At 52.6% G+C, this 20,596-nt stretch carries 38 protein-coding genes, 2 tRNA genes and 1 pseudogene; 20 read left to right on the plus strand and 21 right to left on the minus strand.

The window, feature by feature from the left end; all coding sequences use genetic code 11:
* Positions 1–89: 89 nt before the first annotated feature.
* The 19 genes from ACERJC_RS24070 to ACERJC_RS24160 all read right to left on the minus strand — a co-directional run bounded on the left by ACERJC_RS24070 (position 90) and on the right by ACERJC_RS24160 (position 9,402).
* Positions 90–290, minus strand: coding sequence for a helix-turn-helix transcriptional regulator (locus tag ACERJC_RS24070; RefSeq protein ID WP_111925777.1), 201 nt, complete (start codon positions 288–290; stop codon positions 90–92).
* Positions 291–416: 126 nt separating this feature from the next.
* Positions 417–719 (minus strand): hypothetical protein, encoded by a 303-nt coding sequence (locus ACERJC_RS24075; protein ID WP_373672652.1) that lies wholly within the window; start codon positions 717–719, stop codon positions 417–419.
* 9 nt (positions 720–728) lie between these two features.
* Positions 729–968 (minus strand): DUF4222 domain-containing protein, encoded by a 240-nt coding sequence (locus ACERJC_RS24080; RefSeq protein WP_373672653.1) that lies wholly within the window; start codon positions 966–968, stop codon positions 729–731.
* A gap of 195 nt (positions 969–1,163) precedes the next feature.
* The gene (locus tag ACERJC_RS24085; protein WP_373672654.1) at positions 1,164–1,385 is read right to left on the minus strand and encodes a TraR/DksA family transcriptional regulator; all 222 of its coding nucleotides are present in this window, start codon (positions 1,383–1,385) and stop codon (positions 1,164–1,166) included.
* A 91-nt stretch (positions 1,386–1,476) separates the two neighbouring features.
* Positions 1,477–1,668, minus strand: coding sequence for a DUF1382 family protein (locus tag ACERJC_RS24090; protein WP_373672655.1), 192 nt, complete (start codon positions 1,666–1,668; stop codon positions 1,477–1,479).
* Entirely contained in the window at positions 1,665–1,883 is a 219-nt protein-coding gene (locus ACERJC_RS24095; protein ID WP_373672656.1) for a hypothetical protein, read from the minus strand. Before ACERJC_RS24095 ends, ACERJC_RS24090 begins: the two co-directional genes overlap by 4 nt.
* Positions 1,880–2,950, minus strand: a complete 1,071-nt coding sequence (locus ACERJC_RS24100; protein WP_373672657.1) for a DNA cytosine methyltransferase — start codon at positions 2,948–2,950, stop codon at positions 1,880–1,882. Before ACERJC_RS24100 ends, ACERJC_RS24095 begins: the two co-directional genes overlap by 4 nt.
* Positions 2,947–4,068 (minus strand): DNA-methyltransferase, encoded by a 1,122-nt coding sequence (locus tag ACERJC_RS24105; RefSeq protein ID WP_373672658.1) that lies wholly within the window; start codon positions 4,066–4,068, stop codon positions 2,947–2,949. Before ACERJC_RS24105 ends, ACERJC_RS24100 begins: the two co-directional genes overlap by 4 nt.
* Positions 4,065–4,829, minus strand: a complete 765-nt coding sequence (locus ACERJC_RS24110) for a phosphoadenosine phosphosulfate reductase domain-containing protein (RefSeq protein WP_373672659.1) — start codon at positions 4,827–4,829, stop codon at positions 4,065–4,067. Before ACERJC_RS24110 ends, ACERJC_RS24105 begins: the two co-directional genes overlap by 4 nt.
* On the minus strand, positions 4,826–5,290 hold the full coding sequence (locus ACERJC_RS24115; protein WP_373672700.1) for a hypothetical protein: 465 nt from the start codon (positions 5,288–5,290) through the stop codon (positions 4,826–4,828). Before ACERJC_RS24115 ends, ACERJC_RS24110 begins: the two co-directional genes overlap by 4 nt.
* The gene (locus ACERJC_RS24120) at positions 5,287–5,910 is read right to left on the minus strand and encodes a lambda exonuclease family protein (RefSeq protein WP_373672660.1); all 624 of its coding nucleotides are present in this window, start codon (positions 5,908–5,910) and stop codon (positions 5,287–5,289) included. Before ACERJC_RS24120 ends, ACERJC_RS24115 begins: the two co-directional genes overlap by 4 nt.
* Positions 5,907–6,653 (minus strand): phage recombination protein Bet, encoded by a 747-nt coding sequence (bet, locus tag ACERJC_RS24125; protein WP_373672661.1) that lies wholly within the window; start codon positions 6,651–6,653, stop codon positions 5,907–5,909. Before bet ends, ACERJC_RS24120 begins: the two co-directional genes overlap by 4 nt.
* A gap of 17 nt (positions 6,654–6,670) precedes the next feature.
* Positions 6,671–6,955, minus strand: a complete 285-nt coding sequence (gamL, locus tag ACERJC_RS24130; RefSeq protein ID WP_373672662.1) for a host nuclease inhibitor GamL — start codon at positions 6,953–6,955, stop codon at positions 6,671–6,673.
* A 7-nt stretch (positions 6,956–6,962) separates the two neighbouring features.
* Positions 6,963–8,039 carry a coiled-coil domain-containing protein gene (locus ACERJC_RS24135; protein WP_373672663.1) on the minus strand — a complete coding sequence of 359 codons (1,077 nt, stop codon included), beginning with the start codon at positions 8,037–8,039 and terminating at the stop codon, positions 6,963–6,965.
* A gap of 70 nt (positions 8,040–8,109) precedes the next feature.
* Positions 8,110–8,319: a cell division protein FtsZ gene (locus ACERJC_RS24140; RefSeq protein ID WP_373672664.1), complete on the minus strand. Its 210-nt coding sequence runs from the start codon at positions 8,317–8,319 to the stop codon at positions 8,110–8,112.
* Complete coding sequence (locus tag ACERJC_RS24145) at positions 8,316–8,474, minus strand: hypothetical protein (protein ID WP_373672665.1); 159 nt, start codon at positions 8,472–8,474, stop codon at positions 8,316–8,318. The genes ACERJC_RS24140 and ACERJC_RS24145 overlap by 4 nt, the downstream gene beginning before the upstream one ends.
* Positions 8,471–8,746 (minus strand): hypothetical protein, encoded by a 276-nt coding sequence (locus ACERJC_RS24150; protein ID WP_373672666.1) that lies wholly within the window; start codon positions 8,744–8,746, stop codon positions 8,471–8,473. The genes ACERJC_RS24145 and ACERJC_RS24150 overlap by 4 nt, the downstream gene beginning before the upstream one ends.
* 146 nt (positions 8,747–8,892) lie before the next feature.
* Positions 8,893–9,111, minus strand: coding sequence for a hypothetical protein (locus ACERJC_RS24155; RefSeq protein ID WP_373672667.1), 219 nt, complete (start codon positions 9,109–9,111; stop codon positions 8,893–8,895).
* A gap of 21 nt (positions 9,112–9,132) precedes the next feature.
* On the minus strand, positions 9,133–9,402 hold the full coding sequence (locus ACERJC_RS24160; protein WP_373672668.1) for a hypothetical protein: 270 nt from the start codon (positions 9,400–9,402) through the stop codon (positions 9,133–9,135).
* A gap of 721 nt (positions 9,403–10,123) precedes the next feature.
* Here ACERJC_RS24160 and ACERJC_RS24165 point away from each other — a divergent pair.
* A complete protein-coding gene (locus ACERJC_RS24165) occupies positions 10,124–10,333 on the plus strand; it encodes a hypothetical protein (RefSeq protein ID WP_175136094.1) in 210 nt (69 codons plus the stop codon).
* Between the two features lie 30 nt (positions 10,334–10,363).
* Here the strand turns inward: ACERJC_RS24165 and ACERJC_RS24170 are convergent, their stop codons facing one another.
* Complete coding sequence (locus ACERJC_RS24170) at positions 10,364–11,230, minus strand: DUF7946 domain-containing protein (protein ID WP_147692221.1); 867 nt, start codon at positions 11,228–11,230, stop codon at positions 10,364–10,366.
* 46 nt (positions 11,231–11,276) lie between these two features.
* Positions 11,277–12,053, minus strand: coding sequence for a LexA family transcriptional regulator (locus tag ACERJC_RS24175; protein WP_252066651.1), 777 nt, complete (start codon positions 12,051–12,053; stop codon positions 11,277–11,279).
* A gap of 84 nt (positions 12,054–12,137) precedes the next feature.
* Here ACERJC_RS24175 and ACERJC_RS24180 point away from each other — a divergent pair, with 84 nt between their 5' ends.
* The 19 genes and pseudogenes from ACERJC_RS24180 to ACERJC_RS24265 all read left to right on the plus strand — a co-directional run bounded on the left by ACERJC_RS24180 (position 12,138) and on the right by ACERJC_RS24265 (position 20,479).
* Positions 12,138–12,383 carry a helix-turn-helix domain-containing protein gene (locus ACERJC_RS24180; RefSeq protein WP_023277195.1) on the plus strand — a complete coding sequence of 82 codons (246 nt, stop codon included), beginning with the start codon at positions 12,138–12,140 and terminating at the stop codon, positions 12,381–12,383.
* Positions 12,384–12,413: 30 nt separating this feature from the next.
* Positions 12,414–12,956 carry a toxin YdaT domain-containing protein gene (locus ACERJC_RS24185; protein ID WP_373672669.1) on the plus strand — a complete coding sequence of 181 codons (543 nt, stop codon included), beginning with the start codon at positions 12,414–12,416 and terminating at the stop codon, positions 12,954–12,956.
* A gap of 88 nt (positions 12,957–13,044) precedes the next feature.
* Complete coding sequence (locus ACERJC_RS24190; RefSeq protein ID WP_373672670.1) at positions 13,045–13,944, plus strand: replication protein; 900 nt, start codon at positions 13,045–13,047, stop codon at positions 13,942–13,944.
* The gene (locus ACERJC_RS24195; RefSeq protein WP_373672671.1) at positions 13,941–14,630 is read left to right on the plus strand and encodes a replication protein P; all 690 of its coding nucleotides are present in this window, start codon (positions 13,941–13,943) and stop codon (positions 14,628–14,630) included. Before ACERJC_RS24190 ends, ACERJC_RS24195 begins: the two co-directional genes overlap by 4 nt.
* Position 14,631: 1 nt before the next feature.
* Positions 14,632–15,207, plus strand: a complete 576-nt coding sequence (locus ACERJC_RS24200; protein WP_063452516.1) for a hypothetical protein — start codon at positions 14,632–14,634, stop codon at positions 15,205–15,207.
* Entirely contained in the window at positions 15,204–15,707 is a 504-nt protein-coding gene (locus ACERJC_RS24205; protein ID WP_373672672.1) for a YfdS family phage-associated protein, read from the plus strand. Before ACERJC_RS24200 ends, ACERJC_RS24205 begins: the two co-directional genes overlap by 4 nt.
* On the plus strand, positions 15,704–16,132 hold the full coding sequence (locus ACERJC_RS24210; RefSeq protein WP_373672673.1) for an ead/Ea22-like family protein: 429 nt from the start codon (positions 15,704–15,706) through the stop codon (positions 16,130–16,132). Before ACERJC_RS24205 ends, ACERJC_RS24210 begins: the two co-directional genes overlap by 4 nt.
* A gap of 3 nt (positions 16,133–16,135) precedes the next feature.
* Complete coding sequence (locus ACERJC_RS24215) at positions 16,136–16,321, plus strand: hypothetical protein (protein ID WP_373672674.1); 186 nt, start codon at positions 16,136–16,138, stop codon at positions 16,319–16,321.
* A 3-nt stretch (positions 16,322–16,324) separates the two neighbouring features.
* A pseudogene (locus ACERJC_RS24220) lies at positions 16,325–17,012 on the plus strand (hypothetical protein); the annotation flags it as partial.
* Positions 16,988–17,452 carry a DUF551 domain-containing protein gene (locus ACERJC_RS25545; RefSeq protein WP_444861460.1) on the plus strand — a complete coding sequence of 155 codons (465 nt, stop codon included), beginning with the start codon at positions 16,988–16,990 and terminating at the stop codon, positions 17,450–17,452. The pseudogene ACERJC_RS24220 and the gene ACERJC_RS25545, both read left to right, overlap by 25 nt.
* A gap of 228 nt (positions 17,453–17,680) precedes the next feature.
* Positions 17,681–17,821, plus strand: coding sequence for a hypothetical protein (locus tag ACERJC_RS24225; RefSeq protein WP_373672675.1), 141 nt, complete (start codon positions 17,681–17,683; stop codon positions 17,819–17,821).
* A gap of 78 nt (positions 17,822–17,899) precedes the next feature.
* Positions 17,900–18,157: a DNA polymerase III subunit theta gene (locus ACERJC_RS24230; RefSeq protein WP_198447833.1), complete on the plus strand. Its 258-nt coding sequence runs from the start codon at positions 17,900–17,902 to the stop codon at positions 18,155–18,157.
* A gap of 184 nt (positions 18,158–18,341) precedes the next feature.
* Positions 18,342–18,779, plus strand: a complete 438-nt coding sequence (locus ACERJC_RS24235; protein WP_200100320.1) for a recombination protein NinB — start codon at positions 18,342–18,344, stop codon at positions 18,777–18,779.
* The gene (locus ACERJC_RS24240) at positions 18,772–19,062 is read left to right on the plus strand and encodes a DUF1364 domain-containing protein (RefSeq protein ID WP_015964709.1); all 291 of its coding nucleotides are present in this window, start codon (positions 18,772–18,774) and stop codon (positions 19,060–19,062) included. The genes ACERJC_RS24235 and ACERJC_RS24240 overlap by 8 nt, the downstream gene beginning before the upstream one ends.
* Complete coding sequence (rusA, locus tag ACERJC_RS24245) at positions 19,059–19,421, plus strand: crossover junction endodeoxyribonuclease RusA (RefSeq protein WP_373672676.1); 363 nt, start codon at positions 19,059–19,061, stop codon at positions 19,419–19,421. The genes ACERJC_RS24240 and rusA overlap by 4 nt, the downstream gene beginning before the upstream one ends.
* Positions 19,418–19,540, plus strand: a complete 123-nt coding sequence (locus tag ACERJC_RS24250; RefSeq protein WP_112001838.1) for a PPVAKH motif-containing phage-derived small protein — start codon at positions 19,418–19,420, stop codon at positions 19,538–19,540. The genes rusA and ACERJC_RS24250 overlap by 4 nt, the downstream gene beginning before the upstream one ends.
* Positions 19,537–20,181, plus strand: a complete 645-nt coding sequence (locus tag ACERJC_RS24255) for a DUF1133 family protein (protein WP_373672677.1) — start codon at positions 19,537–19,539, stop codon at positions 20,179–20,181. The genes ACERJC_RS24250 and ACERJC_RS24255 overlap by 4 nt, the downstream gene beginning before the upstream one ends.
* A gap of 142 nt (positions 20,182–20,323) precedes the next feature.
* Positions 20,324–20,398: transfer RNA gene (locus ACERJC_RS24260), tRNA-Asn, on the plus strand.
* A gap of 5 nt (positions 20,399–20,403) precedes the next feature.
* Positions 20,404–20,479 (plus strand) — tRNA-Thr (locus ACERJC_RS24265).
* Positions 20,480–20,596 lie beyond the last annotated feature (117 nt).

Raw genomic sequence — 20,596 nt, forward strand, 5'->3', positions numbered from 1 at the left:
ATGGTGTCCCCTGCATACATCGAATTGGCATGGCAGGGGATTGTTAGGAAAGGGATTTTTCAGAAGTGGATTTTATTTTACCCGCAGTTTTACCCATCATGGCGATTCAGGAGCTTTTCTTTGAATGCGCAATGCTCACTATATAACCAGCGGGCTCGACCGTGGATGAGTCTGCTTTTTGGCAGAGTGCCATCTTTGATGCGGTCATAGATGAAGGTCTTTCCGAAACCAGTATCTGCCATGATGAATTTCAGATCAACCAGTGAGTCGGGTTGTAATTGGTGTTGCATGGGTTTTATCTCCGGTTTGGGAATCGAACCTGGAAGCCAGACAAAAAGAACCCGGCACGAGGCCGGGGAAAAGGGATAACGGGCTTTCGCACCCAATAGCCAGCTCATAACTGGCTATCAGTTGCGTCATTCGTCTTCAATTTTTAACGTGGTATCGTCAGGAACTTGAATGGTGAGTAATGAGCTATATCCACTTTCGTGCACCTGATATTGCACAGGCCATGCTGGCAGCGGCACGTCTTCGGCAATTTGGCTGATACCTACGCTCCACAACCCGGAGTCGAGGTAATAACCGACTACCTGCATTTCACCTTCGCCAGATTTCAGGTGATAAATGCCAGGTTTGTTAAGGCAGCCAATTTCCTCGCGAATTGCACCCTCGCATTCGAAAAGGTCATCACTTGCGCCATAAAAATGTAATTCCTTCATATTCTCTCCTCATGCCGCACGTTGAGCGCGCAGCGATTTAATGTGCTCGCTCGTCTCCAGTTCGGCGCGTATCTGTGTCGCCTCACGGTGATCGAGGTGCTCAAAATCATTGTTAAAACGGTCTATTGAAGCGGTGTTTATCCAGCCCTGTCGCCAGTAGCGGACTATCTGTGATGTGACGGAATGGATGATGACGGGCCAACCGTGTTGGTCAGCGTAAATCTGACCCCGTTGAATTAGCTGGAACATTGGCTGACTCCTGACTGCGTTTTAACTCCTCGCGGTATGCAGAAACCTCTTTAGTCTTTCTTTTCTGCCGAGGTGATGGCTTTGCGTGCTCCCAAACAAAAGGCCAATTGCTACCCCATACCAACCAGCGTCTATTGCTGATTCGATATGTGTTATTGATGTGAGCACCAAGCAGTCGTCGGGCTTGTCGATTGTTCATGGATGGCCCCTCTGCTTACTCTTCAGCTCGATAACAGATTGGCACTCCGCGCACGTCTGGCAGCCAGGAACGGCAGCGCGCCGCGGAGCCGGGATGTCATCGCCGCACTCAACGCAATGCTCTGCTGATACGGCGTTTCTGTTGCTGTGGTGAGCGGAAAGGGCAGCGTTACGCTGAAGCTCTTCAATCTCTGCTGCGGTATCGATGATGTCTGCCATGGTCAATGCTCCCGGAACTGTCGGTTAATACGGTTGAAGGTGAACGCCAGTAATAAAAAAGGCCGCGATAGCGACCTGGTGATTAGTTCTTTCATACTGCACCGCCTTCATTCTTCTCGGCTTCGACCGCCATTTGCTCAAGCCTCCGTGATAGCTCGGCAGACAGCGTCTGGAATTCTTCCTCGGTCACCACCGGGATCGGAACAAAGCGAATGCCGATGTGAGCGAGGTTATTGGCAATTTCGAGGCTTTTCCTCAAATCAACTGGTGAGGCTCTGTTCATGAGGAACGTTCCTTCAGAATGCCGTTAATCTGGCCGATAGTGACGAGGAATAGGGAGAATGGCTGGCAGATGGTTTTTATCTTGTCGTAATGACGAAGGATGATTGGTCGAGTCACTGAATCGCGATTCCCCGGATTAGCGGCGATGGCAGCCTTGCATTCAACGATGCATTTGCGTGCCTGGGATCGGATGATGTTTTGATGTTCTGGCGTCATAACCCCTCCATATAGGCCCGGATAAATTCAGCCGCAGCCTGTGCATTTATGGCGTTACCGTAACCTTTGAGTCTGCCGACGCGGTTGCTGCTTGCCACTCTTGCCAACCCGGGCTCGACTCGTCCCAGGCGTGCGGCAGCCCCATCAACCAGCGGGAATGTGCCGGGTTCAACTGGACGCCATTTGCCATCTCGACATAAGAGCCAGTCCGCATCTCGCCAAAAACCGTTAACCTCAAGGGCCCGGAAATCCCTGCGAAGTCCTGCAAACGCTGCTGGGTCTTGCTGCCGTCCTGTCGATACATGTTCATGGCCGCATCCACTGATGGCGATCGGGTGTTGTTTGTTGTCGGCGTAGGCCAACCAGTCATGAAAGCCTGGCGTGGTAACTGATCCAGCCGCTCTTTCCCTTCCCGCTGTGCTGTCATTCCCGCAGAGTCCTTCCAGTCGCGTGACGTTGGAGTTACCCAGCCCGCCAATGCCGACGCCGATTGCAATCCCGGCGCCGGTCCGCGCTTTTTGTCTGCAGGTCTCGGTCCACCCGTCGCATCTCCCACTACTGGCGTTGGCCACCCAGTAGGCCCGCTCTCTGATGTGCGGCGCACCGACGCCCGCTGACGTAAACGGCACAAGCCCGAAGGCGTAGTCCATTCCTTCCAGGTCTGCTTGTACAAGGTCGAACCATGCGTTTGCGTTACCTGCTGCAACCTGTTCGCCAAAGACATGCTGAGGTCTGCACTCGCTGATGAGATGGAAGAAGTGGGGCCAAAGGTGCCGCTCGTCAGCAAACCCATCTCCTTTGCCTGCCGCGCTGAAAGGCTGGCACGGGCAGGAGCCAGTCCAGGCTTGTTTATAGTCAGGCCATCCGGCGAGACGCAGGGAATGAGACCAGACGCCGATCCCGGCGAAAAAGTGGCACTGGGTAAATCCTCTGAGGTCGTCAGGTGTGACATCTTCAATACTCCTTTCGTCTACTTCGCCTGGCGCGATATGACCGCTGGCGATCAGGTTACGCAGCCACTGCGCCGCATACGGATCGATTTCGTTGTAATAAGCTGCTGGCGTCATGCTGCCTCCGTCATCTTTTTGAAGGAGTGAGCAATTCGAGCAGAAGCAATGGTCACGTAATCCGGGTTCAGGTCGATACCGATGAAGTTAAAGCCTTCCTCAATGGCTGCCCGGCCTGTGCTTCCGCTGCCCATCCACGGATCAAGCACGGTACCGCCAGGCGGAGTAATCAGCCTGCAGAGATAACTCATCAAAGCGATCGGCTTAACGGTGGGGTGATTGTTCCTCGCGCCATTGGTGCGCCCGGCACCGGCGCGCGGGTCGTTAATGCCGACGCTTCCTTCCTTGCGTCCACCGGTCATGTCGCTGGCTGATGTAGCAATGAATTTCTCGAGGCCTTCATCGCGCTCTTTCGGTTTGACCTTGGCGCAGTAGAAGAAGCGCGCCGCATTGCCTTTGTCGCCGTGGTGGACGGTAGCCACGCGCTTTCGCATGCCCAGCACCTGGCCAGTTGACGCTGCAGACGGTTCGCGTCCGGTTACTGGTGCTGCTGCGCCAGCATTGGCAGGGAAGCAGGCGATCACTTCATCGCTACCGTCGTGAATGATGTTTGCTGGCCAGCGCCCCTCCGGTGCCTGTTCGTATTCGCCAACCGGTTCGGTACCGTCACGCTGATGAGAAAGCAGGCCTCCAGCGCCACCACTAAGCGCCTCGGCGGTCGGTATCCTGCAGGCGTCGATATTGATTGCGCCGGTACCATGCTCTGCCATGTTAGCCGACACCGTTTTTTTGAATGGTTTGCGAGCCATGACTATCGGTTCGTGTGCAGGCTTCAGAGCCGTTCCCCAGCCATCAAAATCACCATCGAGGTTATGCGATTTTGGGAAGCCACTGCCGTAAATCCAGAGGATTTGGTCGCGTATTTCGAAACCAGCATCCTCCGCGTTAACTACAAGTCGGTGATAGGTGCGGGAACCACCGAAAGCCAGCAGGTGTCCGCCAGGCTTAAGAACTCGCAGGCATTCCTGCCACTGCTCAACGGAGGGAACGTCGTAATCCCATTTGTGGTTCATGAAATTTAGGCCGTACGGCGGATCCGTCACGATAGAGTCAACAGAGTTATCTGGCAGCGCTTTCAGAACCTCCTCGCAGCGCCCAACATGCAATTGATATGTCATGCAGCCAACTCCTTTATCGGGATGCGATTCATGTGCATCGTGTAACCCGTCTTCCCCTCCAACGCCGCATACTGCTCCAGCAACTCAGGGTGGTGCGCCCCTCCGATCTTCAGGTCGTTGCGGCTAGCCATGATGCAGAACACGCAACTAAGACGCTCATTTCCCAGCGCGTAAGCGTAGTGTGGTTCCTGACCAGCCTCGCGGATGGAGGCAAACACCTCGCCTGCGTTCAACTCATGAATAGGCAACCACTCGTACCAGGTCAGCACCGAGTTGGAATCCGTCTCGTTCTTGCGGAACGCCTGACGCTTTGCGCGGCCAGGCGACTCCTGAGCGCGCAGACCAAGGCAGTTGACGATCACCTTGAAACCGTTAGCCTTTGCGTAGGCTCTCACCTCACGCTGGATAGGACCGCGCTTCAGGTCACTGGTACATTGTCTGGTGCTGGCGGATGGCCAGCTTGGTACTTCCGGACGGTTCTCAAAACGTCGTGCGACCATTTCCAACAGAGTTTTGTGTGCGGTAGCGACGACGAACGGAAGATCAGCAGCCTTCGCCTGGTCACGAGCCAACTCGAGCGCACCTGGCCATTCAACTGCGCCAAGCGACGCATGTACAACGACGAGCTGGCGCGCCGGGATGACATCAAGCAACTTGATCAGCATCGCCTGGCTGTCTTTTCCGCCTGAGTGGTTAGATACGAACAACGCGCCAGTACGAATTAAATCGCTAATTTCTTTCGGAATGGTGGTGATGTTCATACAACCTCCCGTTCCGGGTCTTTAACGTCCCAGCCATTCCGCTCAATATTCACCTGCAGCCGTTTATCTCCGACCTCTTCGATACTCCGACCGGTAATCTCTGCGACCTCTGCGTTTGTGTGCCGCCACAGGTATGCAATTTCTTCTGCTGTCCATTCAGGCATGACTTTTCCTCCTGACGTTCTGGTCAGAGACTGTAATTTACTGCGTACGGAGTAGATGGAGCGCCCGGTTGCCGCGGCGACTTCTTCAGGAGTAAACCGGCTGAGAAGGAATAATTCGGCTTTGGTCCAGCGTCTACCGGTCATTCGACTGATGAGCTTTATATCAAGGCGATCCGCCTTCCTCTTGACTGCCTTCTCTGAGCGCTCGAGCTTTTCAGCAATAACCGCTACCGGCATTGTCCTTCCAACTTCATGCAGGAACAGGTTTTCCCACGGTTGCCATGGTGAGTTGTTCATGCCGCTTTACCATGCATCCTGATTTTCTGAATCTCCGATTCCAGATCTACAAGGAAGCTCTTAACTTCAGATTCGATTTCGCGCGCCAAGGCTTCATCGAGGTGAATGCGCTTCTTGAAATAGGCGAGGTCAGGCGGCAGACGATCATCGAAACTAACGAAATCACACCATTTCCGTCCGGTGCACATCATCTGCGCATGCATTTGCAGCATGTACTGGCGCTTTGGCTCGCCAGTTTTCAGCGTTTCAAGATGGGTCCATGTATTCGGGCATTTAATTTCGATAAGCCCATCATCGTTAACCAGCCCGTCAGGACTGGCAGCGAAACCGGATATTGTCGGATGATCAACAAGTCCTACCTCAGTGATAATGGCGTCGAATTCGTTGAGCGCGTACATCTCGCGCGCCACTGGCTCAAGTTCTGTACCGCGCATCATCGCGGAATTGGAAAATCCTTCTTCCAGTTTACCGGTAAGCCGCTGGCAAATAAGCTCGGCCATATAGTTCTGCCGGCTGGCTGAATAACCTGATTTTGTGCGTGCCATGACATCAGCCAGACGGCTGGCTGTAACTTTTCCGCAGCGTGCGGCAAACCATTCTGGTGTACGTTGTTCCATCATTCCTCCTCCACGCAATTGGCATCAACCGGCGATGCGTTGCTGACAGCAAGGCTCATGTCATACATGCGGCGTTTTTCTGCCGCACCGATGATTTGTTTCTCTTCAGGGGTCAGGGCCACCCAAAACTCTTCATATTTGGCCGAACCGAGTCGCGCAGCAGATTCACCTTTTGCAATAAGTTCCGGTCTGCGCGTATCAGACTCGTGACCAACCTGAACTTCTGCGGTCGTGCCTTCAATGACGCGCTCAGCTTCGTCCTGGTCGAAGATGCCAGCAAAGCCGAACGCCAGGCGAGCGCACTGGATCAGCGTTTTATGACGTAGCATACGGGTAGGGTGGGACTGCCATGGTTGAGTGTTGCGTTTGCACTCGCCCATGTACTCGGTGACGATAGTCGGGTGCTTACGATCTTTGCGGTAAATCTTGCAGGTGCACGCGCCTTCTTCCTTGTCGTAAGAAAACTCCATGCCGTCAAACTGTGGGTGCTCGTTGATAATGCGCGCCCATCCATCGACTCCGACGACCGGGACAATCCCGCCTTTATCGGGGAAGGCGTAAATCTCTTTGGTCCATGGGTTCAGACCGTACTGGTTGGCAACGATCAGCAGGGCTGTAAACTGCTCGTCCGTTACGTTGCCGCCTTTGAATGCTGTGTTCTTCAGCGTATTCATCAGGTCCGTACCGGCATCCATGCCGAGGCGTTCGGCCAGTTTCCCGGCCATGGTGGAAAGTGCAGTACTCATTGTTAAATCCCTCAAAGTTAAAACGGGCAGCCGGTACGGTGCTCCCAGTCGTATTCCGCCTGGGCGTAAGCAACTGCCGAAATGAAATCGTTGTAGGCTTCGCCAGCTTTATCGCTGCGAAGTCCTTCGTATGGGCTGGAGTCAATCGGGACCGAGAAGTGGAAGAGGCCGGACGGCTCTTTTGGCATCATGTCGATGATTTGCTGTGCCCGGTCGTCGATCCACTTCTCCTTCTCGTCGGTGAACTGCTGATCAGCCCAACGCCGATCTTCGATGCGGTCGTAAGTGAGGTATGCGTTCATGGTTGCCTCAATATTTGATGTGCGCGTCCTGCACTTTTCCGCCAGCGATAGCCAGCATTGCTTTCTGCGCGAATTCTTCGGGGATACCATGAGCTATAAGGTCGGCGATGACGCGACGGTTGATGGTGCGGCGGTGCTCTTTGTCTGCGGCGCGGCGCGCTTCTTCTTCAGCTTTGCGCTTCTCTTCGGCCAGGCGGGCTTCTTCTGCCTGTTTTGCCTTGAGGCGCTCAGCTTCCACTGCCGCGGCTTTTTCGCGTTCTGCCCGGGCTTCTGCTTCCTGCTTCTCGCGTGCCGCACGCTGTTCGGCTTCGACGCGCTGGCGTTCAGCCAGCTCTGCACGTGCTTTCTCTTCAGCTTCACGGCGCGCTGCGGCTTCAATCTCCGCTTTGTGCTTCGCTTCGGCATCTCGGCGGGCCCGTTCAGCTGCTTCCCGTCGAATATTTTCCTCACGTTCCAGTCGAGCTTTTTCTTCCGCTTCTTTACGAAGGCGCTCAAGCTCTGCAGCTTCATGCTCACGCTGCTTTGCGACGATTAGGGCAGCTTCGAGTTGTTGGATGGTGGCGTCTTTAGCCACGCCAGCTTCAGCTGCTGCTTCCTGCCAGCTTTCATCAAGTGCAACGGCTTTTGCTGACTCAATGCGCTGCTGAATTTCAACTGACGGCAGATAGCTACCCACGCCATCAATCACATCAGCCAGGGATCGCAAATCAGCAAGCCGCTGCTGCAATGCGTCCTTTCTTGCCGACTCGGCGTTTTCCCATTCAGTGAGTGGTTTGCGCACCTCATCCTTAAGCGCGTCAAGTCGCTCACGAACAATGCGGCGGCTTTCATCGATCTGCTTCGGCAGGGCTTTAAGTTCGGCAACCAGATCTTTACCGGCGTTGTCGATGTAGGTTTTGGAACGGGCAACCTTGTGCGCCATGGATGCGATAGCGTCGCGGCCTTTACGGGTCGAAACATCCGGAACCAGGCTGCGAGCTTCTTTCTCGATCGCCTCAATAATCGGGTCGAGCTGCTCTTTGGTGGTGAATACTGCCATTGCGCTCTGTTTCTCAATGACGACTAAATCCGTTACTTCGCTCATGGTTTCTCCTGAAATTTGGATGTGCAGATCCCGCCCGCGTAATGCCAGGCCGATCGGTTGAATAGGGTGGTTAGTGCTGGATAGGGTTACCGTGACCGTCCAGGAGGACGTCAATCACGCAGTTACTAAGGCGGATGATTTCTGCATCGGTGTGCAGGTAAACCCATTTGCGCTCCTGAATGACTGCTGAGACGCGATAGGTTCGGCCTTCATGCATTGCCATCATGCCGGGCGTGACGCACTGGCGAATGAGCGGGGTGGTGCCGTAGTGGTGCATCATACCTTCACCTCAACCTGTTTCAGGAGGCCAGCGATATGCATCTGCCAGCGGTTCATCGTCAGCTTTTCGCGTGGTTTCGATACCGACGTCAGCTGCCACTCGTTATCGTTGAGCTTTTTGGCGGTGTACTGCTTGCCGTTGTGGGTGACTGTCATGATGCCTCCCGGGCGCTAAGCATTGCGTCTGCAACGTCATAGGCGACTTCTGCAACAGACTGAGCGAAAGTTTCAAAAGAACTTTCATGGTTCTGTTTTGATGCCAGTAGCGCGGATTGCATAGCCTTAGCTGCGAAGTAGTCGCGCAGCGTCATGCCGCCAAAGTCAGCCGTCTTTCCGGGAGCCAGTTCAATACCGAAGGTGTTCATTGGATCACTGGAGTTGTTAACAAGTACGTATGGGAATGCTGGTCCGCCTGCCTGAATTTTCATAATCATCTCCGCGCTTAAGGCCGCGCCGCCGAACGTTAAACATGACTTCTGCGCTAATGGGCGGTGGATGGCCGCCGGTTGTCATAACTAAGCCGCCTCGGTGAAGCGACTGAGGTATGAGGCATTAAAAAACCCTCCGGAGAGGGTCATTCAGATGCTGCTTTCAACTTGTTGAGGAGATTCGACGCCGACTCTGCATCAGGTCTTGTGCAGCAGTCGAACACCGCATAGCTCAACTCGCCAATGCGCTTGTAAACCGTCCAGAACTTCGCTTCTTCATCACTCACCCGCTCAACTTCACCATCGCGCTCAATCGCGCCATGCACGAAGTATTCATCCATACCTAACCCTCTGTATGTACACATAAAAAAGGGCGCCTAAGCGACCTATTCGACATCTTTCACCAATTTGAAAATGCTTTGACCGTTAATGCAGTCTTCCATCCCAGATCGACTTCCATTTAAGTGCCTCATCATTGAGCTGCCATCTTTCCATGCATAAGTGACCTCAAGAAGAGTGCCATCGAGTGGGCATTCGTAAACCTGACCAATCTTTTTCATTGGATATGCACTTTTCATCACCTTACCCTCTGTCGTTACCCGCTGATGCGGGAGAAATGCTTTGGCGATTGGATGGCCGGTGCTGATCTCCGGCATAAGGCGCTTTTTAGGCGGCTGGAGCTGACTTATTTGCTTAGCTATCCTCGGGAGTCAGTCACGTCCCCCTGCGCATCAGCCTGCGCATTCATCAAATCCCAAAGCACTTCGCCACACTCTCGCAGTGGCCAGCGCCGGTCACCCGGTCACATTTGAAGCTGCTTACGCGTTAACCGGGCGCTAACCGGTCACTCAGTGATGCTTTACGCTTCCTTTCCCTCACTACGCCGCCGTGGGAACCCGACCGTATGAACGCCGTCGTCACGCTGCCTGAAGAGGCAACAAAGTGCGGTCTATCCGCTTTAGTGCTTCATTGGAATAACTCCTCTATGTTGATTCCCCGATGTTCGGGAACTGAGCAACCAACCATCACCGGAGCGTCATCCTCTGCGTGTGCTATACCCGCCGCGCGTTACACACCTGCCTCAATCCTATTGGGCGCTCTGTTCAATTTGCCAGGAGCGATCCGGGTGATTGTGTTGCTTATCTGATTTGTTAAAGAAGCAGGCGACTTGCTGTCCGCCGCTGGCTAACTTCGCTCAGCTGTCGATGTTTCGTTTCGATGGATTGATTATTAACCATTGGTTATTTTCAGTCAATAACCAATGGTTAATTATTTCTGTGTTGGTTATTAAGGTTATGATTTATTGGTTAATTTAGTTTGGTTATGGATTTGCTTGGCATGTGATATGCTGAAAAAAACATCAAAAAGGAGTGGGTAATGGGCTTGGATGAAGAAAGAGTGAACATGATGGTTCACGCCATGGGGCGGGCGGTCATGGAGTTGTCACTGGCAGATTTACCTATGACCCAGCAAAACATCATCGACAAGCTGGAACGGTACCGGAAGGAAACGGGAAACGTGATAGGGAAGGGGGTGAACAGGGATGCGGCGGAGATAGTCAGGAAGGGTAGTAAAGCTGTGAAGTAGGCACAAAAAACCCGGCGCGGTGGCAGGTTGTTAAAGCTCAATATCAACTATGAAAAGTTTACTAATAGCCCCTTTTCTAACTGCTGCTTTGGCAGTTACTTTTACCGCTGACTCATGACTTAGACCCGTTGACAGAAAACGACTAAGTGAAATGAGATACGGGTTGTCTGCCTTTGAAGCAGATGGATCGCTTATTTGTGCTGAGATGCGCTTATCTGAATCATCACCTTCTATAATGACTTTAGCGGTCATTCGGTGAGCGTCGAATTCAGTAAGGAAGATTCGATACTCCCTTAAGCCAAGAACTTCGTCGTCGTCCAACTGGTCTATTACTGCTTTATCTTGCTCATCAATTACAGCAGGCTTGAAACCATTCCCCGGTGTGACGCTTATCTTATTACAGGTGGTACCGATGGGGGAAACTGCCTGTCTAACTGATGGGCGTAACTCACTAGCCATCTTGTCAATCACTGAGATTAGACCTGAGATGGTATCTTTATCTTTATTTCCGAGGGCCTCAATTGCCTTCTCAAGTGCTTCTTTTAGGTATTTCATTTCCTCTTTCTTCTGCGAGTTTTTAGCGAAGATATAAGGCACTAATGCGCCAAGTATAGCCCCCGCAGACCCTGAGAACAATTGAGACTGACTGATAAAATTCATGACAGTATCAAGAGAAAAACAATTGGCCCTAGCTTCGGTAGCGTAAATTTTAACCTCTTGAGTTGAGGTGCTTCGCGAGTACTTTTGGGTTAATGCGAAGGTTCCAGCTGTAGCTAATATCTTCGAAAATCCCTTTAGCGATTCACCGAGCGAAGAAAGTTCAATCTCATGCTTTTCAGCATCCAAACCGTCATATCTAAGTGAAAAATTAACATCGTGTAAGCCAGTGTTTTCCATCACCAGTCCTTATATGCTTTCACCAAAACGTCTCATCAGGCCACCGCTACAGCAATACCGAGTACCAGAAGAGGCGGCCGATTATCTCAACATCATCAATGTCAGCTTCTTCATCAGGGTAGGCCTCATTGTTGTAGCTGCGGATAATTAGCTTTCCGCCTGGTTTCCTGTAGAGCTGCTTAATTCTTTTTAGTTGCCCTTCACCACCATCGCCTTGTCCAATAGCGTAAAGTTTTCCATCGACAACGCGTTTGTTATTTGTATCCACAGCCACAGTGGTTCCATCTGGAATCATTGGCTCCATGCTGTCACCGGTTGCCGGGAAACACAGAACGCCAGAACCATCGGTGTTAGCTCCTACCCGGCGAAGCGTTGCCTTGGAGAACCTCAGTTTAAAGCCGTTATGATCTTCGCTATGAACACGCCCATCACCACACGCAAACTCGATATCCTTCAGAAACGGTACTTCCACCTCATCGTCAGGTAGGGGGGTATTTTTGTCCCAAGCGTCGACAGTTCCCCACTCAGATTCAGGCGGGATGGATGATACCCTGTGCAGTTCAGGTTCAGGATCATTCCTTCCGTATTCCAGCCACTCAGGGCGAACCCCAAGCCAGCGGCTAAGTGCAAGGATATTGGTTTGGTCTGGTATTGCTGATGCGTTAAGCCACTTCCAGATCCCGGGCTCAGATACAGCAATCCCTTGGGACTTCATAGCTTCCCTGATCCTGCCAGCCTGCCCACGCCCACCCACGCCAGCATCAAGCAATGCAGCGCGAAGTCTCTTCGAGAATTCTTCTTTTAAATCGTCTTTTTTAACCATGTGTTAATTATCAATTAGAGTTGACATAACTGTCAGTTAAGATATAACCTTAACTCGTAGTTAATATAGTTAACGGAAAACACTATGAACCCAATGCAATTTGCAATCGAAGCTGTAGGCGGACAAACCGCAGCGGCACGCCTATGTGGTCTGTCGAATGTTGCTATTCACAAGTGGGTAAAGAACGCGGCGTTGCCTCGCACTGAGTACACAGAGAAAACCAACTATTCACAGCTTTTGGCTGACGCATCAAAAGGGCAGTTTACGGCAGAGTGGCTACTACAGGCTGCAAACCCTGACCGAATTAAAAATGAATCGACAGCCGCCTGACCGGCGGCCCTAACCACGAAAGGGAAAGCAATGCATTCACTTGCGTATCAACACAATACCGGAATACACCCGGGAGCGATGATAAACCGCGCTCAAGCTAAAGCGGCGCCAGACCACGAAAAGATCCGCGATGCGGTCCGGGCATGGTCATCGGCGCTGGACAATCAGGACGTCGTTTCGGCGCTGATCATCAACGAATACCGGGAGCAGGGCGGGACTGCCATCAGCTTTCCGGACGACATCAGCCGGGCGCGCCAGAAGCTGTTTCGCTTCCTGGATAACCGTTTCGACTCCGAACAGTACCGCGAGAACGTTCGCCAGCTGACGCCAGCGATTATGGCTGTCCTTCCCCTTGAATACCGTACGCGGCTGCTTCCACAGAACGACACGATGTCTCTGATTGCTTCTGCGATGAAAGAGTGCGCTGAGGCTAAGCAGGCTGTACTCCTCGGCGCGCCTGAGCATCAGAAGCTGAAAGAGGTAAGCGAAGGTATAGCCTCGCTGTTCCGCCTCATGCCGGAGCAGGTAGGGCCGTTGATGACGATGGTCACTTCGATGCTAGGGGTTATGTGATGGGAAGTATCAAAAAGTCGAAAGCCCCTCTGCGGGAACAGAAAGGGCTCTCAGGTGGAATTAACTGGATCAATTCACAGGAGTAATTATGGCAAACACTGCTGAAGTAATCAAATTCCCTGTGCCAGAACCGGCGCAGCAGGAGAATCGCATGGCTGATCTGGACAATGGCTATCTTCGCCTTGCCAACCAGATTCAGGATGCCCTGTGTATCGTAGAGCTTTCGGGTCGTGAGTTTCGCGTACTGAATGCGATAGTTCGCCTGACATATGGCTGGTCCAAAAAAGAAGACCGGATCACCAACAGCCTCATTGCTGATAAAACCAGCCTGGCGGTCAAGCACGTTTCTGAAGCTGTGCTCAGCCTGGTCTATCGCAACATCATCAAGATGCGCAGAATCGGGCAAACACGTTACATCGGGATTAATACCTGTCTGGATAAATGGGCTTATACGAAACCGAAATGCGCAAAGTGCCCGGTTAATTTCTCTCAACCTGAATTAGTAACGCAAGTTATCACCATCCCTGAAAACAGGGATGCCAATTTCACCATAAAAACCATCCCCGAAAACAGGGATAACCATCCCCAAAATCAGGGAGAGGTATCCCTGAAAACAGGGAACACCAAAGACATTATTCCAAAGACAAATATAAAACCTAATACCCCCTCTAATCCCCCAAGGGGGAAGGACAAGTTTGATCCGCTGAGTATTCTGGTTCCTGAGTGGCTCAATCCAATAGCCTGGGAGGAATGGGTAGCCTACCGCAAGCAGTCAGGCAAACCGATCAAAACGGAGCTGACCGTTACCAAGGCCTTCAAGCTGCTAAGAGAGTGTCTGGACGAAGGGCATAACCCGGTCGATGTGATTAACACCAGTATCGCCAACGGATATCAGGGACTATTCAAGCCAAAGTTCGCGGTTAAACCAGCCGCTAAACAGGATTTGGACTTCAACAACACTGACTGGGCCTATGGGGTGATTCGATGAAAACACTTGCAGAGCAGATGCACAATCTCGACCGCGAGCAGATGCGCCGCATGGCTCATAACCTGCCAGAGCAGTACCAGGAGCGACCGCAGGTCGAACAAACGGCGCAGATTTTCAACGAGCTGTTCAACCAGCTTCGAGCGGCTTTCCCGGCCAGCATGGCGAATTTCCGCACCCAGGATGACCTGAACGAATTCCGCCGTCAGTGGCTGCTGGCGTTTCAGGAGAACGGGATCCACTCAATGGCTCAGGTTGATGCCGGTATGCGCATTGCCCGCCGCCAGGAGCGTCCATTCCTGCCGTCGCCGGGCCAGTTCGTCGCCTGGTGCAAGCAGAGTGGCGGGGCGCTGGGTATCACAGTTGACCAGGTGATCGCCGAATACTGGGACTGGCGTAACCGCTCGTTCGAATTCACCTCCAGCGAACAATTCCCCTGGTCGCAGCCGGTCATGTACCACATCTGCGTAGAACTGCGGCACCGCAGCACGGAACGCCAGTTAACGCATGGTGAGCTGGCACGCGAGGCAGGTGATCTGCTGGACATGTGGGCGAAGCGTGTCGCTGAGGGTAAGCCAGTGCCACCAGTGCGCAGGGCAATTGCAGCACCGGCTGCCCAGCACGGGCCGACGCCGATACAGCTGCTCCAGGCGAAGTACAACCGCAACAAGTCGAACGGGATGGTATGAGATGGACAGCTTAAAACAACGCATCGTTGATTACGTGGCCGCTAACCAGCCTGTTAAGCGCGCTGACCTCATCGTGGTGATTGGCATCAGTGGTAAGGGTCTAGATCGGGAAATTGCTGCACTGCGCGGCCTGGGGATGATTTTCAGCATGGCTGGTTTCGGATACTTCACCAGTGAAGCTGACTACCAGGAATGGCGAAAAGGCGCTGGCGCTCTCCACCTGAAGAACCGGGCGTTGAATGGCGCATTCAGCAGTGCTGCAGCACGCAGAGTGAGTGATGAGAGTTATCCGGCGCGGATCGCATCCGTACTGAGTGATGGCAGCAAACTGGGAGCTACTCAAATTGCTGAGGCCATGGGTACCAGTTACCGGAGTATCTCCAGCGTTATTTCGGTGATGGTCAACTCTGGCGAACTGAAGTTTGAAGGCCCAAAAGGTCACCGAGTTTATTCGCTGGCGCAGGCAAAAAAGAAATCAGGCCGCCGTGCTGAGTCGGTGAACGTGATCTGCCAGGAGTGCCGGAACAGTCCGGCGATGAAGCGAGTATTGATGGTTTGGGGGAGGGTAGGGGTATGAAATTATTTGAGATGGAAGGTTTTCTGCGTGGCAAATGCTTGCCTGGCGACATGAAGGTTAACGAAACGAACGCCGAATACCTGGTGCGTAATTTCACAGAGTTAGAGCAGAAGCTTGCAGAGTCTCAGCGCAAGTTCCGTGCTGCTGATGCGACTATCGAGAATCTGCAGATGCAGCTCGATGCAGAGCGAGAAGCGAAGTTGGCGCTGGCTGCGGAGAATGCCTGCCTGAAACAGAGCATCGAAGAGGTAGCAGAGGTATTTGAAACCGGTACTGATGGTGCTCTTGCTACTGCTATTGACGAGTCTTTAAACCTGCTCACTCCGGAAACTGATGCGGTATTAAAAAGGATTCAGGCGCAGGGTGTGGCTATGTTCGCTTCAAAGTGCAAAGAAGAGTCGAAGCGTGCCCACTCTTCAGAAACCAGGGATTCCTGGTGGGTCTCGGGTGAAAACGCTGACGACTTCGCCGCCCAGCTTCGCCAGGAGGCCGCCCAATGAGCAACATCGACAAACGCGCGTTACGTGAAATCGCCGAGGCAGCAGTTGGCGCGCATGAGCGCCTTAGTGTTATGCCGCCTGATGACATTTTCGATATCTCACTGGCAGAAGGAACTCAGCTTGATGCAGATATCACTGCCTTGAACGCGCTTAACTCCGCAGCCAACCCCGCCACCGTGCTGGCGCTGCTGGATGAGCTGGAAGCCAAAGATTCCATGATAGCAGCACAACAACATGAGATCCGTACGTTACTGAATGCGCTTGAGGAAAAACTATGCCCGAAATGCAACGGAACAGGAATGGCTGATAGTGGCGGTACGCAGCCATGGGGCGAGCCTATTGAGATTGAATGCGACTGCCGACAGCAGGATGTCAACACCGCAGAACTGGTATCCGCTGGCATCATCACTAAGGCGGGGGAGTAGGGTATGGCTGACAAATTCAAGATTCGAGCAGAAGACGTTGAGCCGGGTGATGTGGTGATCACCCATGAAGGTAAGCGCTACACGGTGAAGTCGTTCTGGATGGAGGATGACATCGTGACCCTGTTCGGCACTGACGGCTCTGAAACTGAATACGACTACGACGACTTGCTCAACGTGGAGAGGGACTAACCCATGACCAAATTCACCAAAGAACGCCTGGAAGAAATCGCAGAGCTTGCAAGAAAAGCGATGTACAAGCCGTGTGCAATGCACATGACGAATTTATTGGTAGTATGCGATAGCGAAGTTATCGAGGAAATGGCCCGCCAACTACTCGCCAGCATGGAGAAGGAGCCTGAAGGATGGCAATTCCTTGGCGTAAATGGGTTGTGGGTTAGCGTTACAGAAAATGGCATGAGGCAAGCGCTGAAGGAGGGCTGCGAAGTAAGGCCACTATACGCAGCACCACAGTTACCGCAGCCAGCTTCGGTATCGCCAGAATTAAAACCGGTTGGGTATCTGTTCGTATCCGATCAGGGCGCCGTCGTTTACTCTCCGACTGACTGGGGCATGGCTGGGTTCAAACTGGCAGGTCAAATTTTTTGCGATATTGACGCCTGTCGCGCCGCCATGCTTCAGGGTAGCCAACCTGTAAGTAATCGTGATGAGTTGCCGCTGGGCTATCTGCAAGGTCACAAAGACGGCCTTGAATGGGCGGCGCAACTGGCAGAGGCCAATCATCCGCAAACAGGTGACTGGCTTTACGATGACCCGACAGAGCTTGCAAAGGCTATACGCAAGGGCCCGGATATGCCATTCTCCGATGGCAACTCTCCGGTGATTCCGGATGGTTGGGTGGCTTGCAGTGAGCGACTTCCTGATGAAACGAACGATCCAGATGGTGGCGCTACAGGATATCTAGTGCTGTATGCAGATGGAAAATGGCCAGATGGAGGTTTCAAGGTTGGCGTATGGAATGTTACGTATCTTCGTCAATGGTGGCGGGGCTTTATAACCCACTGGATGCCACTGCCAGCAGCACCACATTTTCGGGAAATCGGGAATTCGTCAACCAACAATTTTCGGGAAAAATCGGAAACGTCAACCAATCCGGTAAATCTTAACTTCAATGGGGCGACTGACTGCTGGTGCAGAACCTGCCGCCCAGTGACCGTTACAGATATGCGTTTTGTCGTATGCCCTGATTGCGGCAACAAGCGCTGCCCTCGTGCAAATGACCACAGGAATGATTGCTCTGGAAGTAACGAACCCGGACAGGCTGGTAGCACATATCCAGCAGCACCGCAGCAGGAGGAGTGAGGTGAGTACTTATCTTTTTTTCGGTTTCCTTATTGTTTGCACTCTGTTTTGTATGGTGATGCTGTGGCGGGTGGTCAAGGTGACAGAGTGGCGACTCAAGGCCCTCGAAATGAGTGCTGATGATTATCGGGCACTACCTGAATTTAATAAGATGTTGTGGATGATTTGGATATGGAGGCTAGAACGCTTCCCGAGATGTAATAAGCGGGCATGGCGGGAGGTGAAGTGATGGCTAAGTTAACTTTCGTCATTGAGTTTGAAGATGGCAAAGAGCCTCCTGTGCATGCTCACATGGAGGCGTTCGGCGGGAAGGTTGTTGCGGTGGAGTTCCGTGACGCACTGGAAGAACCTGATAAGGATGAAGGCTGATGCCTAAATCCCCAGCAGAGCGTAAAGCAGCCCTACTGTGATGTATAATCCCTCTCAAAGCATCGAGGGGGATTCATCATGTCAGACTGGAACATCGCAGCAAAACCGAAAGATGAGCAGGACAAAATCAACGTGGATTTAGCGGCAAGCGGCGTGGCGTACAAAGAGCGTCTGAACATGCCGGTTATCGCTGAACAGGTAGCGCGAGAGCAACCAGAGCACCTGCGCGAGTATTTCATGGAGCGAGTACGTTACTACCGTGAGCAAAGCCTGAAGCTACCGAAATCATCCGATCCGCGCTACATCGAAATGGCGGAGCAAAACGCCAAAAAGTAGTTTTGATTTTCTGTTATCAAGCAGCCATAATTAAGTCGCAGTCGGCCTGAACACCCGGTTGTGACTTCTGCGCATTTAAGGGGACTTAAATGCGACCACAATCTGAAACTCTTCACCCGTCACAGATGCTTAGCGGCACCTGCGATTTTCTGCATTCTGCGTTTTACCTCTGCGGAGGTGGCGTATGAGGCAGCAATATCTCCTCCGTAACACCAACATACGCGCCAATGTCATCAATGCGATTAATCAGTTGCAGATTGACGAGAAGCGTCCGGTCGTCATTGAGATAAAAGAGATGACGCGCTCCATCGACCAGAACGCGAAGCTTTGGTGTTGCCTGAGCGACGTCAGCCGCCAGGTTGAATGGCATGGTCGCAAACTCTCATCTGAATCGTGGAAACATATCTTCACCGCCGCGCTGGTTAAGCAGGAAGTGGTGCCTAATCTGGCTGGTGACGGCTTCGTGGTTCTGGGCCAGTCAACCAGTAAGATGACCGTCAGCCAAATGCGCGACCTTATCGAACTCATTCATGCCTTTGGTGCAGAGCGCAACGTCAAATGGGGCGATGAATCACGTTTGGCTATGGAGTGGGCTTCTCGTTTCGGAGGTCAGCGTGGCTAATTTATGCAAAGCCGCTCGTGGTCGTGAATGCCAGGTGCGTATTCCCGGCGTGTGCAATGGCAATCCTGAAACTTCCGTTCTGGCGCATATCCGCCTGGCCGGTTTGTGCGGCACCGGTATTAAGCCGCCTGACCTGATCGCCACCATCGCATGCAGCAGCTGCCACGATGAGATTGATCGCCGTACACGACTTGTCGATGCTGAATACGCAAAAGAGTGTGCACTGGAAGGCATGGCTCGCACGCAGGTTATCTGGCTGAAAGAGGGGCTCGTGAAAGCATGAACCAATACCGTATCTCATTGCCATGGCCTCCGAGCAACAACCGCTACTACCGGCATAATCGCGGGCGCACGCACATCAGCGCAGAAGGCCAGGCGTACCGCGATAGTGTCACCAGAATCATCAAAGACTCGATGCTGGATATCGGCCTGTCCACACCGGTGAAAATCCGTATCGAGTGCCACATGCCGGATCGCCGCCGCCGCGACCTAGACAACCTGCAAAAAGCTGCGTTCGACGCGCTGACAAAATCCGGTTTCTGGGTCGACGACCAGCAGGTTGATTACTACAGCGTGAAGAGAATGCCGATCGTCAAAGGCGGCAGGCTTGAACTGACTATCACCGAACTGGAGGTCGCATGAACCATATCGACTTCCTCCGGTACCAGGCCGAAAGCGTTAAGCGCGCCATGTTGCCGCCAGTAGCAAAGCACAGCCAGCAGCAGCAAAAAACAAAACAGACCGCAGGAGAAGCCGCATGAAACGCGCAGACAAAAATATTGCATGGTCAGAATTGGCTAAGGTTCCTCGCCGTTCGTACCTTGGGAAATACCGCCGTCTCACTCCTGCGCAAAACCGCTGGGTTCGCTCACTGCTTGGCATGTGGGGCCGAGAGTTTGGCGGAAGCGGAACGGAGCATCTTACTGACAGTGCTGGAATGTGGTCGATGATTCTTACCGGCTGGACTGGCGAACAGCAGGAGCGGATCACTACGGTGCTGGCAGGACTGCGCAAGATGGGATATTCCGGTGACCAACTTATCACTCAGGCAAAAGCTATCATTTGGCCTAAGAAGTCACTTTCTGATTTGATGGAGAAAGCCAGTGATGAGGAAGAAGCTGAGTTCATGGAACGGGTAATCCTAAAATCCTTCGCCAAAAACAGCATCGTCTACGAGATCGGAAGGGATTATTACACCTGGCGCAAGACCATTAACGATATGGCGCGTTGGATGCAGTACCATCACGCTCCCTTTCTGACTGAAAAGCAATGTATAGATCGCGTTCGTTGGTGCATTGAATTGTTCAATTCTGCCGTCTTCTTCACGTTAATTGCAGAACTTGGCATCGAAAATAAAGAAACTTGCAAAAAAGACTTGAAAACAAGTTTTGAAGATGCATAATTACTGTATGCTCGGACGTCAAAGGCGAAAGAGCGAGGTGGTGAGGAAATAAGTAAACATCGCACACCGGGTCGATAGACGCCTTGAGATGAAACCACCAAAAATTAATAGCCTCGCAGAAGTGCGGGGCTTTTTGCATTCAGGGTCAGAAGCACAGCGGTTGTGCGTTCGGCTGTTAACCGAATGGTCGAAGGTTCGAATCCTTCCTGTCCCGCCAAATCTGCCGGTTTAGCTCTAATGGTAGAGCGGTCGCCTTGTAAGCGAATGGGTAGCGGTTCAAATCCGTTAACCGGCACCAAAAACCCAGCCAGGGTATCTTCAGCCGCAGAGCTGACATTGCCACACCCTCACATTCCCGCCGCGAGCGGGTTTTTTATTTCAGGCCCCGGGAATCATCATCGACATGCCTCGTTGT

Source organism: Citrobacter telavivensis (assembly GCF_041807075.1).
In the GTDB taxonomy this organism is placed as follows: Bacteria; Pseudomonadota; Gammaproteobacteria; order Enterobacterales; family Enterobacteriaceae; genus Citrobacter_A; species Citrobacter_A telavivensis.

Bases quoted from the DNA above. Each gene is read 5' to 3' on its own strand.
- ACERJC_RS24070 (WP_111925777.1), bottom strand. From the start codon at position 290: ATGCAACACCAATTACAACCCGACTCACTGGTTGATCTGAAATTCATC.
- ACERJC_RS24075 (WP_373672652.1), bottom strand. From the start codon at position 719: ATGAAGGAATTACATTTTTATGGCGCAAGTGATGACCTTTTCGAATGC.
- ACERJC_RS24080 (WP_373672653.1), bottom strand. From the start codon at position 968: ATGTTCCAGCTAATTCAACGGGGTCAGATTTACGCTGACCAACACGGT.
- ACERJC_RS24085 (WP_373672654.1), bottom strand. From the start codon at position 1,385: ATGGCAGACATCATCGATACCGCAGCAGAGATTGAAGAGCTTCAGCGT.
- ACERJC_RS24090 (WP_373672655.1), bottom strand. From the start codon at position 1,668: ATGAACAGAGCCTCACCAGTTGATTTGAGGAAAAGCCTCGAAATTGCC.
- ACERJC_RS24095 (WP_373672656.1), bottom strand. From the start codon at position 1,883: ATGACGCCAGAACATCAAAACATCATCCGATCCCAGGCACGCAAATGC.
- ACERJC_RS24100 (WP_373672657.1), bottom strand. From the start codon at position 2,950: ATGACGCCAGCAGCTTATTACAACGAAATCGATCCGTATGCGGCGCAG.
- ACERJC_RS24105 (WP_373672658.1), bottom strand. From the start codon at position 4,068: ATGACATATCAATTGCATGTTGGGCGCTGCGAGGAGGTTCTGAAAGCG.
- ACERJC_RS24110 (WP_373672659.1), bottom strand. From the start codon at position 4,829: ATGAACATCACCACCATTCCGAAAGAAATTAGCGATTTAATTCGTACT.
- ACERJC_RS24115 (WP_373672700.1), bottom strand. From the start codon at position 5,290: ATGAACAACTCACCATGGCAACCGTGGGAAAACCTGTTCCTGCATGAA.
- ACERJC_RS24120 (WP_373672660.1), bottom strand. From the start codon at position 5,910: ATGATGGAACAACGTACACCAGAATGGTTTGCCGCACGCTGCGGAAAA.
- bet (WP_373672661.1), bottom strand. From the start codon at position 6,653: ATGAGTACTGCACTTTCCACCATGGCCGGGAAACTGGCCGAACGCCTC.
- gamL (WP_373672662.1), bottom strand. From the start codon at position 6,955: ATGAACGCATACCTCACTTACGACCGCATCGAAGATCGGCGTTGGGCT.
- ACERJC_RS24135 (WP_373672663.1), bottom strand. From the start codon at position 8,039: ATGAGCGAAGTAACGGATTTAGTCGTCATTGAGAAACAGAGCGCAATG.
- ACERJC_RS24140 (WP_373672664.1), bottom strand. From the start codon at position 8,319: ATGATGCACCACTACGGCACCACCCCGCTCATTCGCCAGTGCGTCACG.
- ACERJC_RS24145 (WP_373672665.1), bottom strand. From the start codon at position 8,474: ATGACAGTCACCCACAACGGCAAGCAGTACACCGCCAAAAAGCTCAAC.
- ACERJC_RS24150 (WP_373672666.1), bottom strand. From the start codon at position 8,746: ATGAAAATTCAGGCAGGCGGACCAGCATTCCCATACGTACTTGTTAAC.
- ACERJC_RS24155 (WP_373672667.1), bottom strand. From the start codon at position 9,111: ATGTGTACATACAGAGGGTTAGGTATGGATGAATACTTCGTGCATGGC.
- ACERJC_RS24160 (WP_373672668.1), bottom strand. From the start codon at position 9,402: ATGCCGGAGATCAGCACCGGCCATCCAATCGCCAAAGCATTTCTCCCG.
- ACERJC_RS24165 (WP_175136094.1), top strand. From the start codon at position 10,124: ATGGGCTTGGATGAAGAAAGAGTGAACATGATGGTTCACGCCATGGGG.
- ACERJC_RS24170 (WP_147692221.1), bottom strand. From the start codon at position 11,230: ATGGAAAACACTGGCTTACACGATGTTAATTTTTCACTTAGATATGAC.
- ACERJC_RS24175 (WP_252066651.1), bottom strand. From the start codon at position 12,053: ATGGTTAAAAAAGACGATTTAAAAGAAGAATTCTCGAAGAGACTTCGC.
- ACERJC_RS24180 (WP_023277195.1), top strand. From the start codon at position 12,138: ATGAACCCAATGCAATTTGCAATCGAAGCTGTAGGCGGACAAACCGCA.
- ACERJC_RS24185 (WP_373672669.1), top strand. From the start codon at position 12,414: ATGCATTCACTTGCGTATCAACACAATACCGGAATACACCCGGGAGCG.
- ACERJC_RS24190 (WP_373672670.1), top strand. From the start codon at position 13,045: ATGGCAAACACTGCTGAAGTAATCAAATTCCCTGTGCCAGAACCGGCG.
- ACERJC_RS24195 (WP_373672671.1), top strand. From the start codon at position 13,941: ATGAAAACACTTGCAGAGCAGATGCACAATCTCGACCGCGAGCAGATG.
- ACERJC_RS24200 (WP_063452516.1), top strand. From the start codon at position 14,632: ATGGACAGCTTAAAACAACGCATCGTTGATTACGTGGCCGCTAACCAG.
- ACERJC_RS24205 (WP_373672672.1), top strand. From the start codon at position 15,204: ATGAAATTATTTGAGATGGAAGGTTTTCTGCGTGGCAAATGCTTGCCT.
- ACERJC_RS24210 (WP_373672673.1), top strand. From the start codon at position 15,704: ATGAGCAACATCGACAAACGCGCGTTACGTGAAATCGCCGAGGCAGCA.
- ACERJC_RS24215 (WP_373672674.1), top strand. From the start codon at position 16,136: ATGGCTGACAAATTCAAGATTCGAGCAGAAGACGTTGAGCCGGGTGAT.
- ACERJC_RS24225 (WP_373672675.1), top strand. From the start codon at position 17,681: ATGGCTAAGTTAACTTTCGTCATTGAGTTTGAAGATGGCAAAGAGCCT.
- ACERJC_RS24230 (WP_198447833.1), top strand. From the start codon at position 17,900: ATGTCAGACTGGAACATCGCAGCAAAACCGAAAGATGAGCAGGACAAA.
- ACERJC_RS24235 (WP_200100320.1), top strand. From the start codon at position 18,342: ATGAGGCAGCAATATCTCCTCCGTAACACCAACATACGCGCCAATGTC.
- rusA (WP_373672676.1), top strand. From the start codon at position 19,059: ATGAACCAATACCGTATCTCATTGCCATGGCCTCCGAGCAACAACCGC.
- ACERJC_RS24250 (WP_112001838.1), top strand. From the start codon at position 19,418: ATGAACCATATCGACTTCCTCCGGTACCAGGCCGAAAGCGTTAAGCGC.
- ACERJC_RS24255 (WP_373672677.1), top strand. From the start codon at position 19,537: ATGAAACGCGCAGACAAAAATATTGCATGGTCAGAATTGGCTAAGGTT.